This window comes from Pirellulaceae bacterium (assembly GCA_029243025.1).
Lineage (GTDB): Bacteria > Planctomycetota > Planctomycetia > Pirellulales > Pirellulaceae.
Genome location: JAQWSU010000017.1, coordinates 89,729 through 104,010 on the forward strand (window position 1 = coordinate 89,729; position 14,282 = coordinate 104,010).

Annotated in this window: 12 protein-coding genes; 9 read left to right on the plus strand and 3 right to left on the minus strand. The window is 50.9% G+C overall.

From position 1 onward, the window contains the following. The first annotated feature begins 541 nt into the window (after positions 1-541). Positions 542-1,165: a PEP-CTERM sorting domain-containing protein gene (locus P8N76_07345; GenBank protein ID MDG2381471.1), complete on the plus strand. Its 624-nt coding sequence runs from the start codon at positions 542-544 to the stop codon at positions 1,163-1,165. 491 nt (positions 1,166-1,656) lie between these two features. After that, positions 1,657-3,534: a hypothetical protein gene (locus P8N76_07350; GenBank protein ID MDG2381472.1), complete on the plus strand. Its 1,878-nt coding sequence runs from the start codon at positions 1,657-1,659 to the stop codon at positions 3,532-3,534. A gap of 14 nt (positions 3,535-3,548) precedes the next feature. Here the strand turns inward: P8N76_07350 and nrdR are convergent, their stop codons facing one another. Beyond that, positions 3,549-4,025: a transcriptional regulator NrdR gene (nrdR, locus tag P8N76_07355; protein ID MDG2381473.1), complete on the minus strand. Its 477-nt coding sequence runs from the start codon at positions 4,023-4,025 to the stop codon at positions 3,549-3,551. Between the two features lie 204 nt (positions 4,026-4,229). Here nrdR and P8N76_07360 point away from each other — a divergent pair, with 204 nt between their 5' ends. Further along, positions 4,230-4,913, plus strand: a complete 684-nt coding sequence (locus tag P8N76_07360; protein MDG2381474.1) for a DUF1080 domain-containing protein — start codon at positions 4,230-4,232, stop codon at positions 4,911-4,913. A 136-nt stretch (positions 4,914-5,049) separates the two neighbouring features. On the opposite strand, the gene P8N76_07365 is transcribed toward P8N76_07360, so the two are convergent. Further along, a complete protein-coding gene (locus tag P8N76_07365; protein ID MDG2381475.1) occupies positions 5,050-6,495 on the minus strand; it encodes a tetratricopeptide repeat protein in 1,446 nt (481 codons plus the stop codon). Between the two features lie 32 nt (positions 6,496-6,527). On the opposite strand from P8N76_07365, the gene P8N76_07370 reads away from it, so the two are divergent. From P8N76_07370 to P8N76_07395, 6 genes are all read left to right on the plus strand, one after another. Next, complete coding sequence (locus P8N76_07370) at positions 6,528-6,695, plus strand: hypothetical protein (GenBank protein ID MDG2381476.1); 168 nt, start codon at positions 6,528-6,530, stop codon at positions 6,693-6,695. A gap of 163 nt (positions 6,696-6,858) precedes the next feature. After that, positions 6,859-8,403, plus strand: a complete 1,545-nt coding sequence (locus P8N76_07375; GenBank protein MDG2381477.1) for a glycosyltransferase family 4 protein — start codon at positions 6,859-6,861, stop codon at positions 8,401-8,403. Beyond that, positions 8,400-9,281: an HAD family hydrolase gene (locus P8N76_07380; protein ID MDG2381478.1), complete on the plus strand. Its 882-nt coding sequence runs from the start codon at positions 8,400-8,402 to the stop codon at positions 9,279-9,281. The genes P8N76_07375 and P8N76_07380 overlap by 4 nt, the downstream gene beginning before the upstream one ends. A 15-nt stretch (positions 9,282-9,296) precedes the next feature. After that, positions 9,297-10,577 (plus strand): glycosyltransferase family 4 protein, encoded by a 1,281-nt coding sequence (locus P8N76_07385; GenBank protein ID MDG2381479.1) that lies wholly within the window; start codon positions 9,297-9,299, stop codon positions 10,575-10,577. Between the two features lie 26 nt (positions 10,578-10,603). Then, positions 10,604-12,304, plus strand: coding sequence for an alpha-amylase family glycosyl hydrolase (locus P8N76_07390; protein MDG2381480.1), 1,701 nt, complete (start codon positions 10,604-10,606; stop codon positions 12,302-12,304). A 112-nt stretch (positions 12,305-12,416) separates the two neighbouring features. Then, entirely contained in the window at positions 12,417-13,643 is a 1,227-nt protein-coding gene (locus P8N76_07395; GenBank protein MDG2381481.1) for a glycosyl transferase, read from the plus strand. A gap of 23 nt (positions 13,644-13,666) precedes the next feature. Here the strand turns inward: P8N76_07395 and P8N76_07400 are convergent, their stop codons facing one another. Further along, on the minus strand, positions 13,667-14,191 hold the full coding sequence (locus P8N76_07400; GenBank protein MDG2381482.1) for a GNAT family N-acetyltransferase: 525 nt from the start codon (positions 14,189-14,191) through the stop codon (positions 13,667-13,669). Between the last annotated feature and the right edge of the window lie 91 nt (positions 14,192-14,282).

Consider the following 14,282-nt stretch of genomic DNA (forward strand, 5'->3'; position numbering starts at 1 on the left):
TGAATCTCCCAAGCTCTTGAATCTCCCAGGGTGACGATCTCGTCGCTCACCCACCGAACGGTTACTTCTGGCAGCCATCCGTCTTCGGAGTAAGCTGGGCGAGCACCAATTGTGATGCTGTCGAGCTGTCGCCCAATGCTGCGTCCAGCGCGGTCCCTGGTGATGAGATGCGCCAAAAGTAGACTTATAAAACGTGGAAAACTTGAAGCTGTGTTAAGACAATCTGACAGGCCTAGTTTTCGCTCGGGCTTGCATCGAAGCAACCCGCGCCTGCAAAAATCGCCCAGTTCAACCGCTCCTAAGTCATTATCTTCATGTATCTTAAGACACAAACCTTAATCCGTAACCTGCCTTCCACGACCGTTTGTCAGAACAGAAGGCGACCCCGCACAAAGGAGATTAACGATCACAGTAAAGGGGTGGGTCTGGAAAATCTAGAAAAATTGCGAGGGATGATTGCATCGATCGCTGCTGATGGTTATATTAGGCAACCTACAGTGGCTAGATTAACATTCTGGATTCTGAGAAGAGAAATTTGGACATGAGATTTCAAAAAGCAAAATACCTGTTAGGTCCCTGCCTGCTCCTCATCTGTGCGATACAGGCCAAAGCTGGTGTGCAATACGAGATTGGGGACGTGAACGTGACCCCGTCTGGTGCGTCATTCGTCGTCTTTGCAACACCTGACATATCTCTCAATTTCTTTCAATACAACACATCGCTCCAATTCACGAACTTCCAAGGTGGTCTGGCATCGTTTGACTATGACTTCGACACTTCCATGCTCGACCCAAACACAGTGGAAGATCCCACCGCGACGACGCCCAATCCGGCAAACATCGTCAGCGGAAACCAAATCACCTTTTCCGCAATTAACCTACCAGGCCTTCATGCTGTCGGTGGTGCGGCGACGGATTTGATCAAAGTCGACATCGACGTGGCTGGTGGTTTCACAGCCGGATCGTCCTTCGACGTTTCGTTCAGCAACCCCAACAGCTACGACTCAACCTCCATCTCAGGTAATTCTGGAACAAACGCAGGAACGCAAAGTGGATCGACGACGATTGCGGCTGTGCCCGAACCTTCCGCCTTTTTGCTGATCGGTCTTGTTGGCATGATCGCAGGTGGCGTCAACTGGTTCCGCCGTCGCAATACGGTCGAATAAGTGAAACAGTAAAATTTGAATTGAACGGCCCGTTTAGTGACGGGCCGTTTTTTTTTGCCTGTTTTTTCTTCCTACAAACCATCTGCTCCTTTTCACCCGCCGCCAGTTCGGCATTTCAGGCAGTTTGGCCATCACGATGTGGCCTCCGCAGGACCTCACTCTAGTTTTATTAGATCTTCCGGTCCCAGTAAGACGCAGCACTCTGACAGCAATCAACCAGACAAAAGTCCAAATGCCCCGCCGAGTAGGCGGCCAGCTTTCCGGCCCCAACAGCGCTTTTGCCGAACTCAAAGCGACTGAATCAACCTCAAGCTTTAAGACCTATAAAACTCAAAACAGCTACCACCCGAATATGTGTCGACCAATACCGGCTAGAGCCCATTTTGGATTTAAGAGTTGAGACTTACTGATGGTTACCACCGGTTATTTGAATTACGATTCATTAAGAGAGAGTTCAACTTTGGATTGATTTGCAAGGGATAAATCGCCATATGCCGTCGCCCTACCGCCGGTCTTCACTCGCGAGATTCATCTCGAGTGTCACTCAGAGATTCCATCGACTGTCCGCAGAACTCGTTCACCAACTCCATTCTTGGACGATTGGTTTATCGTGGGTTCGTCGAATCGACAACACCCTTGGCTTGTTGAAACACCTAGTGGTGACGTCCTGGGACGAGATATCCCTGAGAATCTCGACGACCGTTCGTCGTCGCACAAATCCGGAACAGAGCAAGGCTGGCAGGAAGCTACTGTTTCTTTTCGGCAAGTTGCGTGAGACATTCAGAGCGGTTTTTTCAACCGTGTTGGCCCCCGCTGACCGACTGATCCAACGCTTGGGACTCATCGCGGAAGACTTAAGCGTCAAGATTTCTAACGACCCACGACTTCGCATTCTCTTTGCGCCTCTTCGCCTCGTGTTTCGTTTTGTCGCTTCTCTGGTGGAATTCATGACCGCATGGCTAAGCACGCGCAACTACCGTTCATTGATCATGGGTATTCCAGCCATGCTGCTGATGATTTTGGTGCTACTTTGCCTAATTCGAATTCCACTTCACAGTGTGCATGCAAAAGCTCGTCACTATCAAAACGCAGCCACCGAGGCATCCCAAAACAACCAACCGAATGTCGCAGAGTTGTATTATCGAAAGTTAGCCCAACTTGGCGTCGATCGACCCAGCGTGATTTTTGATCAGGCTCGGATGCTGGCCACGTCAGGCAACGTAGAAGCTGCCTACGAAAAAATGAGGAGCATTGCCCCGCTCGATACAAATCACTATGCAAACGCCCATTTCTGGATCGCGAATTCGGCTTTTACGAGGCAGCTTCAGTTGCCCGAAAATGAGCGATTCGAGTTGATCGAAACGCATTTAAAACACACGCTCAAACAATACCCCAATCATCCCCTGGCTACCCAACTACTCGCTCGAGTTTATCGCGAATCAGGACGAATCGAAGAAGGTCAAAATCTGATTAATTCATTGAGAACGGGTCGTTCCGATGCCGTTGACCGGGTTCGCCTTGCCGAGACTTATATGAAGCTGGAAAAGAAAGAAAAGGCAATTGAATTAGCCAACATGGCCATCGTTCAATTCTCGGATGAGTTTGCCAACGAAAACACGATGACGGCCCAGGAATGGGTGATGTGGAGTTTGGCAGAAAAACTCGTGGGGCATCCGAATGAGGCGGTGACGATCATGGCCGATGCCTACGCTTACACAGATGAAAGCGATTGGAAAACGCTCAACGAAAACGGACCTCGGCTCGTCAATCACATCCTCGATCAACTCTGGGAAATAGGAGATCGTCAGACGTGGCTGAACTCATCGAAAGTGGCCATGAAAGCCGCGCCCTTACGAGCCGATGTTCAGACGAAATTGATCATGCGTGCCTTCAACGATCCCGATTTGGCTGCTGAAGTAAGATCGCTCTTCTCGTCCGAAGAAACGATTGAGACAGTTTCCTCACGAACGAGACGCTTGGCAGCCGACCTCGCCCTCTCATCGGGCGATTTCCAGGCTGCTCGCGACGAGTATCTCGTAATCTTACAGTCAGACCCGAAGAACCAGAGGATTCTTAATAACTTGGCATGGTTGGCCGGCAATTCGAAACCGATCGATTTAGACTCAGCACTCGAATTTGCCAATCAAGCCGTCGCTCTTGACGAAACTCATGCATCCACTCGCGAGACTCGCGGACAACTGTTGCTCAAATTGAAGCGTTGGGAAGCGGCAGCCGAAGACCTTGAGTTTGCGCTGAACGGCCTGCCATCCTCGATCGAAATCCACGAAGCGTTGGCCCGCTGCTATGACGAATTAGGCGAGCAGGAGTTGGCCAGTTCCCATCGGGCGAGATTTAACGCAAATCACTAGTCGCAGCCAATCCCTCACTCTTCGCGATCACTTGACTTTTGTGAATCCAACATGGGCGTTAATTCTTCTACGAAATCACGGACGTCTTTAAATTCTCGATAGACGCTCGCAAAACGCACAAAGGCCACCTGGTCGATCAGCCGTAATTTCTGCATCAGCAGCTCGCCAATTTCCTGACTGCCGATCTCATTTTCATCCCGATCGTAGATCCCTTGCTCCACATCCGACACGATGGCCATGATCTGTTCATCGCTGACCGGACGTTTCCAGCAAGCCTTGGCTAAACCAAAACGGATTTTTTCACGGTCGTACAGTTCGCGAACCTTATCCTTTTTCACGATTTTAAGATCCAACTCTTCTAATCGCTCGTAGGTCGTGTAGCGTCTTTTGCAGCCCGCGCATTCCCGGCGGCGACGGATGGAAAAACCGTCTTGGCTCGCCCGAGAATCAATCACTCGGTCGTTGTCAACCTGACAGAATGGGCATTTCATGGACTAGGGCGCCTTTCCTGGGACTTCGCAACAAAACGTATGATAGCCGTCATTTACGGCGGTCGAAACCGGCAAATGCTGGAACCGTCCATTCTCCGAACACTTTTCTCTCTCCAGATCGATATCCATCGCCCCCAAAACGCCAACAGGTTATCATGCAAGTTCAACCAACCTTCGTCATCTCCACGATCCGAGATCTTCGCCATGAATCGCTATGTTCTCTCTCTCTTGCTCGTCCTTTACGTCTCCGCTGTTGCAGTCGCTGATGATGAAGCCAAGACAAATATCGCCGCCGCGCCAACCGCAGCGGCCCCCGTCGACAACCTCGTCCTATTCGACGGTAAATCACTCAAAGGATGGCGCATCATCAAGACCTTCGATTTTAAGGATCACGGTCCCGTCCAAGTAAAAAATGGAATTATCACACTTGGCAAGGGAAAACCAGCAACGGGAATTTCCTGGAAAGGCGAGTTTCCGCGTTCCAACTACGAGGTCTCTCTGCAGGCCAAACGAACCGCAGGCGACGACTTCTTTTGCGGGCTCACTTTTCCAATCAAGAAAGAATACTGCTCACTTATCGTGGGTGGCTGGGGAGGACAAGTCGTCGGACTTTCAAACCTTGATGACTTTTCTGCAATCGAAAACGAAACAACGCAGGTGGTTGAGTTTGAAAAAGACAAATGGTATCCGATTCGATTACTGGTCAGAGACGATCGAATTACGATTCATATCAATAAAAAAAAGGTCATCGACATCGACACCAATCATAAGTTCTCAATTTGGTGGGAGCAGGATCCAGTCACGCCACTGGGAATTGTGACTTGGAATACGGCGGGAAGTATCAAGGACCTCAAGATTAAACGTGTGACCAAAACCGGCCTCAAGTAATCGATGATCCTCGAGAAGTTGTGTCAGCAAAGATCCGTGCTGCTGCCTTGTGACCCCAAACATCGATGGATTATCCAACTCCCCGGAAATCGCCCGTCTGGCTTGCTAGAATCCAGATCTGGAGCGTCTCCAAAGATCACTCATCGGGCTGGCTTGAAGCCTTGGCCGTCACGACCCGCAGTCTAGTTTTCGAAGCGATGTGATCAGGAAAGATCTTCAGAGCTGTCTGATAGGCACTGGCAGCTTCGTCAAAGAGTTCGTTCGCTTCATAGGCCAAGCCCAAGGTAAAATTGGCATTGATACTGTGCGGCGCACATTCCGCAAGCTTGCGACTTTCTTCCAAGATCTGCTGACGCTGCGTGCCAACGGGAAGCTTGCTCCGAACAATCGCGTCTTGTACTTGTGAAACCGTCAGATACCCCAACGGCAATACAAAGAGCATCCACAAGACCGAGTGCCTCAACCAAATCGGAACCGCGAAGGGACGTTTGCCACGCTGTTGGGTTGTGAGATTCAACGAACTTTGGTTACTCGACTCACGCAACTTCCAAATAAACCCATCAAAATAATAATGCAGCAGAGTGGATGCCAGGAATACGGCTGCCAGTATTTTCTCCAGTTCAACTCGGTTCACATACTGGCTCCCCCATTTCAGAGAACCGTAAGCAAACACCAAGAACACATAGAGTATCACAAACCAAAACCTCGGTTGAAACAAGAACTTGGTAAAACCGGTCAAGGTTCGGTCTTTGGCCACACGACTCCGATTGAAGGCCCAAACGATCGTCAAGTACTGGACGTCGTGGAAGAGCTCAAAAAAAGCATAGGCGACAATGATGTTCGTGACAGTTGCAGCGGAATACCAGAACGCGCCGAAGGTCGCGAGCATCAACAAAGGTTTGATGGGATTCGGTCGTTCACCTCGGCGATAGCGAACGACCATGTTGACGACGAACAGAGTAGTGACCGCCGCAGTCGCACCGGACACAATTGATTTGAGCGCCGAAACGACAGTAGGCGATGGCACGGGAAATCCACTGCTATAAAAATTCTCAATGAATTCGTAAAGCGCATTGTCGTTAAGAACCACAGCAGCCAGAAACCAAGTCAGGCACATCCCATGATCGAGCCAGCGGGTCGTGGCTGCGAAGGATCCCACCTTAGAATCGTAGATTCGCACGAAACCGTAGGCTTGCATCATATAGTGCCACCAGCCCCAGACAGCCGCAATCGCAATCACACCGCTGTTGACCGTTGTCCAAAAGGTGAAGCCGCAGATGGCAAGTAAAAACAGCGGGGCAACCGTAAACCGAACCCAAAACCGTCGAAACAAGCTCGGGTCCCCGTAGGCCCGCATCATCCCGGGTAGATGGTGCCCAATCGCCCAAATCATGATGAAGGACGAAATTGCCGCAGCGTTCCAAATGCCCTTTGCGGCCATGATGCCGACAAAAATAATGACCGGGGCACCAATAATCAGAGCCAAATCAGCTTGAGGTCCCAAAATCCAGATCGAGCCGCCCGACTTTCCCGAAGCGGAGTCTGTTGATTTTGACTGAGATTGGACACTGGCTTCAGCCAAATCTGGCTCCTTTTTGACACCCGAGAGTAGCAATGCGTTGGAAGTGCCGAGAAAGACCGAATCGGATCACTCAGCAGTTATTGTTACCCGAGGCGACGGGTGGGGTCAACGAAACCCGAGGCGACGGGTGGGGTCAACGAAGCGAATTGCCAACGGCGATTCCCGCCAACGGCGGCTTTACCCATCCCCTCCATGATTAGTTTAGTCCGTCTCTCCAGCATGTTAAGGCCGAACCTCTCGGTTCCTGCTCGAACTCGATTGCACGGACAGTTTGGGCTGTTTTACCAGTTAAAAAAAAAGTACTTTCATAAGTTGCTCTTTTACCGGCAACTCCGTGAACTTCCAGATCCCGCGACGAAACGCATGAAACTCGCTATTCTGCACTATCACTTGAACCGTGGAGGAGTGACCCAAGTCGTGGCCAACCAGCTGCGAGCCCTTGCGTTAGCGGCCAATTCCAAACTGACCGAAGTCACGATTTTCTACGGGGGCCGACGCACGGGCTGGTCGGATGAACTCCCAGCTCAACTGGGACCGATGCGACTCTCGCTCGTCGAGGTTCCAGCATTGGAGTACGACAATCAGCGTGTTTCAGGTGATCTGGTATCAGAATTACAAGTCGCCCTGCAACGCGAATCGCTGACAGCCGAAAACTGCCTTGTGCACGTCCACAATCACGCCCTGGGAAAAAACGGCCAACTGCCCTCGGCCATCACCGCTCTCGCAACGCTCGGCTACCGCCAACTATTGCAGATCCACGACTTTGCGGAGGATTTTCGTCCCCAAGATTATCAGCGTCTGGTGGAGACCCTTTCCTCGAATAGCTCCTCGGTGAACGAGGCCATGTACCCGCAAGCCCCTCAAATCCATTACGCCACCTTAAATCGACGAGACCACCAACTACTCACTCAAGCGGGAATTGATTTGAGCCGCGTGCATTACTTACCGAATCCGGTGAGCAAGTTCCCGGAACTTCCACCTCGCGGCCGCTCACGCGAGCAGCTGAAGCAGGTTTTTGGCGTGCCCACCGACCGACGTTTCGTGCTTTATCCGGTGCGCGCAATTCGTCGCAAAAACTTGGGAGAATTACTCCTTTGGTCCGCAGCCACCCCATCAACCACCTACGGCGTGACGCTAGACCCCCTGAATCCAATGGAGACTCCTCTTTTCAAAGTATGGCGTGATTTAATTGACCGCTTGCAACTCCCAGTGATCACTGGCTTGGGCGAAGCCAACGGACTGCCGTTTTTAGAAAACGTTGCAGCAGCTGACGCGTTCATCACCACAAGCGTCACGGAAGGTTTTGGCATGGTATTCCTTGAGAGTTGGCTGGCAGGCTGTCCTCTGATCGGACGCGACTTGCCCGAAATCACGGCCGACTTTCACGAAGCGGGGATGCGATTTGATGCGATGGCGAAACGAATCGATATCCCACTCAGTTGGCTCGATGATTTCGATAAATTACAGGCAGACTACCGCACGGCCGTTAATCGAGTTTTGAATTCTTTTGCCTGCCCTGAGTTATCGCTAAAACAAACGACGGCAGCGTTTTCCCAATTCATTCAAAGCGATTGTATCGACTTCGCCTGCCTGGATCCTGACCGTCAGATTCGAATCATCACACAAGTCCAACAATCCGCTGAACAACGGAAGCAGTTTCTCAAGCGAAATCCAGTAATCGACAATTCAACCAATTACGACCGACTTCAATGTCGAGGTATGATTGAGGAAAATGCGAAGCAAGCGATCGACTATTCCTTCGAAAATTCCGGCCAGCGTTTATGGCAGATCTACGAAAAACTTTGGCGTACCAGAGCTGACGAAGTAACAACGTTACCGGGCGCGGATTCCATACTTGCAAATCTGCTCGCACCCGAACGTCTCAAACTAATTCGACTCAAAACATGAATGACCAATTGCTTCAAATCATCCGTCAGCGTTCCGCACCAATGCGCCCTGTCGCCACAGAAGTATCGCCACGACTCAAGCCTCTCGCCGGCATCAGAGCGGTTCTTTTTGACATCTATGGGACAATGTTGATAAGCGGCAGTGGTGAAGTGGGAACTGCATCAGAGATCGACTTGCCCAATGCCGTCGTCGAAACGCTGAAGGAACTCGGCGTGGGGACAGACCAACTATCTAAGCCCATCTGCCTGGATTCAATCATAAAACGTCACCACGAACGGTCTCGAGCAGGGGGAAACGAATCTCCTGAAGTTGACATTCTCAAAGTGTGGCACGACACACTGGCCGAACTTGCAACGACTGACCAGATCCCAATGCATCCAGACGAGCTCGACTTATCCCGCGTCGCCGTCGAGTATGAAACACGCGTCAATCCCGTCTGGCCGATGCCTAATCTCGAGAATTGCTTAGATGCTTTCCGCGGGCGAGTCGAATTAGGAATCGTTAGCAATGCCCAGTTTTTCACTCCCCTGCTCTTCCCCGCCCTGATGATGCGGTCCCTGGAAGATTTGGGGTTTAATCGCAACATGTTGTATTTCTCCTACAATTTCGGTCTCGCAAAACCGTCGGACGCGATGTTTAAATCGGCCATCGATCAACTTGGCAAAAACCAGATATCAGCTGCAGAAACGCTCTATGTGGGGAATGATATGCTGAACGATGTTGCAACTGCCTCTCGCACCGGCATGAAAACTGCTCTGTTTGCAGGCGATGCACGAAGCCTGCGTTTACGGGAGGAAGATCCGCGAATCTTGGGCCATTCGCCAAACCTCGTCGTAACCGATTTAAATCAACTACCAACCTGCATTCTCTGCAACTAAAGAGCACTCTTGACTATGAGCGACAATCAAGTGGGGCATAACATCGGCTTCGTCGGAACACGGTTCGCCGGAACCGACGGCGTTTCCTTGGAAGCTTCGAAATGGGCTCAAATCCTCTGGGACCATCGACATGTCAGCTATTGGTTCGGTGGGAAACTGGACACCCACCCCGACATCAGCATGCTGGTCCCACATGCCTATTTCGGCAACCCAGACATTCAATGGATCAACAATCGTGTGTTTGGAAAGACAACACGTGAACCCGAAGTCACTCGACGAGTCAACGCTTTGGCTGACCATCTCAAACGGACACTCTACGATTTCACGCGGCGGTTCGACATCGAAATCCTGATTGTGCAAAATGCATTATGCATTCCGATGAATGTACCTCTCGGCGTCGCCATTACATCGTTCATTGCGGAAACCGGTTTTCCAACCATCGCCCACCACCACGATTTCTATTGGGAACGGGACCGCTTTTCAGTGAATGCAATCGGCGATTTACTGCAAATGTCATTTCCTCCTTGCATGCCATCGATCCAACACGTCACGATTAATTCCGAAGCCCAACGAGCCTTATCCCACCGCCGCGGCGAATCGTCTGTGCTCGTCCCCAATGTTCTTAACTTCGAAAATCCACCAAGTGAATCGGATGAATACACCAAGAATTTCCGGGAGGACATCGGCCTCGAACCCGATGACATTATGTTCCTGCAACCCACACGCGTGGTACCACGCAAGGGAATCGAACACTCCATCTCTCTCATCTCAGCTTTGAAGAACCCAAAATGCAAATTAATTGTGACTCACCAGTCCGGAGATGAAGGAGACGACTACCTGCATGTCCTTACCGAGATGGCAGAAAATCATAACGTCGACTTACGTTTCGTATCCGAGCGAGTTGGGGACATTCGAGGAATCAGCGAAGACGGTAAAAAAATATACGACCTCGCCGATTCATACGCCCAAGCGGATTTCATCACCTATCCAAGTCTCTACGAAGGGTTTGGAAACGCATTGATCGAGGCCTTTTATTACCGAAAACCCGTCTTGGTGAACCGTTACTCCATTTTTGTCACAGACATCGAACCGATGGGGTTTCAAGTGATCACCATGAACGGCTACATGACCCGTGATGTGGTCTCCCAAGTTCGACGCGTGATGGAGGACCCGGTTTACCGCGAGGACATCGTTAACCATAATTACGAACTCGGGAAACGGTTTTTCAGCTACTCGGTTTTGCGTCGTAAACTTCGCGCCCTGATCACAAACTTCACGGGAACGGACGATCTTTAACTGAGGCACGGATGGATAAATGCGTCATGACTTCTCGGATACTCGATCTGTCGCAACTTTTTAGACGCCTGGAACGTTTATATGGTTCTTTGGCGGAGCTTTATCTTTCTAAAATCGTTGATTTGATTCAAAAGCACTCCGCAGACGCTCCCGCCGGACTCGGTTGGAGTCAAAACGACGTGGTTTTGATCACGTACGGTGACCAAGTCCAAGCTGACTCGGAGCCTCCACTGGCAACACTACACCGTTTTCTGACCGAAAATCATTTAGATCCGCTGATCAACACCGTTCATTTGCTCCCATTTTGCCCTTATTCCTCCGACGATGGCTTTTCGGTCATCGACTATCGACAGGTCGACCCGAACCTCGGTGGTTGGGACGACATCGAACGGCTCGGGACTGATTGCGGCCTCATGTTCGACTTAGTGCTCAACCACATTTCCAGTCAAAGCGATTGGTTTCAGAGTTATCTCAAGGGAGAGGAGCCATACTCGCGTTTTTTCATTGAATGCGAGCCTGATGCCGACTTATCCGCCGTCATACGGCCGCGCAGTTTGCCGCTGCTCACCCGGTTTCAAACCGATCGAGGCGAGCGTTTTGTTTGGACCACCTTTAGCGCCGATCAAATTGACCTCAATTTCTCCAATCCCGATGTCCTGATCGAGATGCTTGATGTGTTACTGTTGTATGCCAGCCGGGGTGCACGCATCGTCCGCTTGGATGCAATCGCCTACCTCTGGAAGTCGGTTGGCACCAACTGCATCCATCTAGAGCAAACGCATGAGCTGGTTAAGCTGATGCGAGATGTTTTAGAGGCGACCCATCCGAATGTCTTGATACTAACCGAAACCAATGTTCCTCACCGTGAAAACGTCAGTTATTTTGGCGACGGTGATGAAGCACAGATGGTCTATCAATTCAGTTTACCGCCGCTATTGCTCGACGCATTTGTGAATAAGGATCCAACGCCTCTTCGGTCTTGGCTAAGCCAACTTGAACCGCCTTGCCCCGGAACAACCTACTTCAATTTCACTGCTTCACACGACGGTATCGGAGTCCGCCCACTCGAAGGACTTATTGAGCCGCAACGACTTCAAACTTTGGTCGACCATGTCCATCGCCGCGGCGGACAAGTCAGTACAAAGGCAAATTCAGATGGTGCAAATTCGCCGTATGAACTTAACATCGCTTATGTGGACGCCATCGGTGAGGCAGGACTCAGCGACGAGAGCCACGCACATCGATTCCTCGCCTGCCAAGCAGTGATGCTTGCTTTACAGGGAATACCCGGCATTTACTTTCATAGTCTCGTCGGATCTCGCAATGACCTCGAGGGCATGAAAGAATCAAATCAACCGCGGCGGATCAATCGACACAAGTACGCATTGCCGGACCTCCAACAGCGACTTAGCAACGACATGCTTCAACATCACATCTTTGAGGGCTATCAAGAATTACTTGGTTTACGTCAGCAACACACGGCCTTTCATCCAGACGCGCAGCAGTCGGTGATCGATTCCAACCATCCCGAATTGTTGGCGTTCACACGAACCAGTGTTGACGAGAGCGATTTAATTCTCTGCATTACAAATTTCGGAGAGGCGCCGATATCGATCGACCTGACTCTTTTATCCAGGCAAGCGTTCAGCAAAGACCTGATTTCTCGAACAGCAACCCAGGAAGGGGTTTATTCACTACCTCCAGGCACAACAGCATGGCTGACCTAAGTACGAGGCGGAATGATGCTAAAGCATCGCATTGACGTCCTTTTTACGACATAACAAATCCGATAATCGATTCGGAAAAGTCTCCAGCGAATTACCTGAAGGAACGACAAACGTGCCAGACTTTGACCAGACAGGTGCCATCACAACCATTCACGATCTCGGCACGGTTCGCGGTAGCGACCTTGAACGCGATCTCACAATCGCCGCACAGAACTATCCCATTGGACTTGTGCTACCGATCACCGCCGCGGACATGCGAGCCCAGCCTTTCGGCACCATCGTTGACCAACTGATTCGCGCACAGTTCATTGACACGATCGTCGTCGTGCTCAATCGAGCCACTGAATTGGCGGACTACCGAGAAATGCAGCGATTACTTCGCCCCCTTGGTAACAAGGGACACATTCTTTGGACAGACGGTCCACGTGGTTCCGCCTTGATTGAAGAATTGAATTCCACCGGTTTCAATTTATCGATCCCTGGCAAGGGGCGGGCGGTTTGGATGGCATTCGGCTACTTGTTGGCCGATCCACGACTGAAGGCGTTTGTGCTTCATGATTGCGACATCGTGAATTACGAGCGAGAAATCCTGGTTCGTTTGTGTTTGCCGATGGCACACCCGGGACTGGATTTTGATTTCTGCAAAGCCTACTACGCACGCTGCACCGACAAAATGCACGGCCGCGTCGTCCGACTACTGATTGCACCACTCTTACGCGCCTTGATATCAGTGCTTGGCAACGACGATTTCTTGCTCTTCTTAAATAGCTACCGATATCCGCTTGCCGGTGAATTCGCAGTCACCTCAACCTTGGCCCGATCCAACCGCATCCCAAGTGATTGGGGCCTTGAAGTTGGTACACTTGCTGAAGTCTTCCGAAACACTTCACCCAAACGCTGCTGCCAGGTTGACCTGGGCAGACTCTACGAACACAAACATCAGGCGTTATCATTGGACGACCCAACAAAAGGTCTCATGAAAATGACCGCCGACATCCTCAGCAGCATTTTCCGTACTTTGGCTAGTCGCGGTATCGTATTCGAACCGGGTCACTTCGTCTCAATTCGTTCCGCTTATCTGCGTACCGCTCAAGACGCCATTCGGCAGTATCATGCCGATTCCCTCATGAACTCACTCAATTATGAACGGCATTCCGAGGAGGCGGCCATCGAAGGTTTCTCCGAGCAAATTATGGCGTCAGGAGTGGAATTCCACCAAGACCCAGCTGGATCGGAAGCGATGCCGACCTGGACGCGCGTGCTGTCCGCCTTCCCTGACTTTCCGCAACGATTGCGAACGGCTGCGACCGAAGATGCGATTGAACATGCCAGCGATTGAACATGCCAGCGATTGACAACCCGCTAAGCTTGCTCATCCTCAACATGCTGCGGGAGCACCTGCTCGTCATAAACCCGAAATCCAACTCTCTCATAATTCGACAGAGCTGCCCTATGATCGAGATCACAAGTGTGGACCCATAATCGATCGGGTGCATAGGACCAAGCTTGCTTTACGATCCAAGATAAAAAGTACTTGCCCAGTCCCAACCCAATGTAGTTTGGCAAGAGCCCAAAATAGGCCAGTTCGATCTGCCCCGCACATCGCCGATCGAGTTCCGCAAAACCAGCCTGTCGTCCCTTAACGGTCAACAAAAATATCTCAACCAAAGAATGTTGAACAATCGCCTCGAGCTCATCATCTCGAAGCAGGTTCCGATCCGTCCAATGATAGTCACTGCCAACTGAGTTATACAGTGACCTGTAAGCTGTCGCCGACAGTTTTCCCGATCGTTCAATCGCCACCGATTCTTGGTTCGATGACGGAATCGTAAGACATGGCGATTGCAGCATCTCAAGGTAGGTTGTCTTCGTCGAAACCGGTGCCATTTCCTCTCCCTTTTGCCTTCCGCATACGATCGAGGACACGAAACTTAATTCGATCATTGCACAGGATCACCTGGTTGTTCACAATGCATTG

Excerpts from the sequence above, each read along its gene's own strand:
- P8N76_07350 (MDG2381472.1), top strand. The coding sequence starts at position 1,657 with ATGCCGTCGCCCTACCGCCGGTCTTCACTCGCGAGATTCATCTCGAGT.
- P8N76_07380 (MDG2381478.1), top strand. The coding sequence starts at position 8,400 with ATGAATGACCAATTGCTTCAAATCATCCGTCAGCGTTCCGCACCAATG.
- P8N76_07390 (MDG2381480.1), top strand. The coding sequence starts at position 10,604 with ATGACTTCTCGGATACTCGATCTGTCGCAACTTTTTAGACGCCTGGAA.
- P8N76_07375 (MDG2381477.1), top strand. The coding sequence starts at position 6,859 with ATGAAACTCGCTATTCTGCACTATCACTTGAACCGTGGAGGAGTGACC.
- nrdR (MDG2381473.1), bottom strand. The coding sequence starts at position 4,025 with ATGAAATGCCCATTCTGTCAGGTTGACAACGACCGAGTGATTGATTCT.
- P8N76_07370 (MDG2381476.1), top strand. The coding sequence starts at position 6,528 with ATGCGTTGGAAGTGCCGAGAAAGACCGAATCGGATCACTCAGCAGTTA.
- P8N76_07345 (MDG2381471.1), top strand. The coding sequence starts at position 542 with ATGAGATTTCAAAAAGCAAAATACCTGTTAGGTCCCTGCCTGCTCCTC.
- P8N76_07360 (MDG2381474.1), top strand. The coding sequence starts at position 4,230 with ATGAATCGCTATGTTCTCTCTCTCTTGCTCGTCCTTTACGTCTCCGCT.
- P8N76_07400 (MDG2381482.1), bottom strand. The coding sequence starts at position 14,191 with ATGGCACCGGTTTCGACGAAGACAACCTACCTTGAGATGCTGCAATCG.
- P8N76_07385 (MDG2381479.1), top strand. The coding sequence starts at position 9,297 with ATGAGCGACAATCAAGTGGGGCATAACATCGGCTTCGTCGGAACACGG.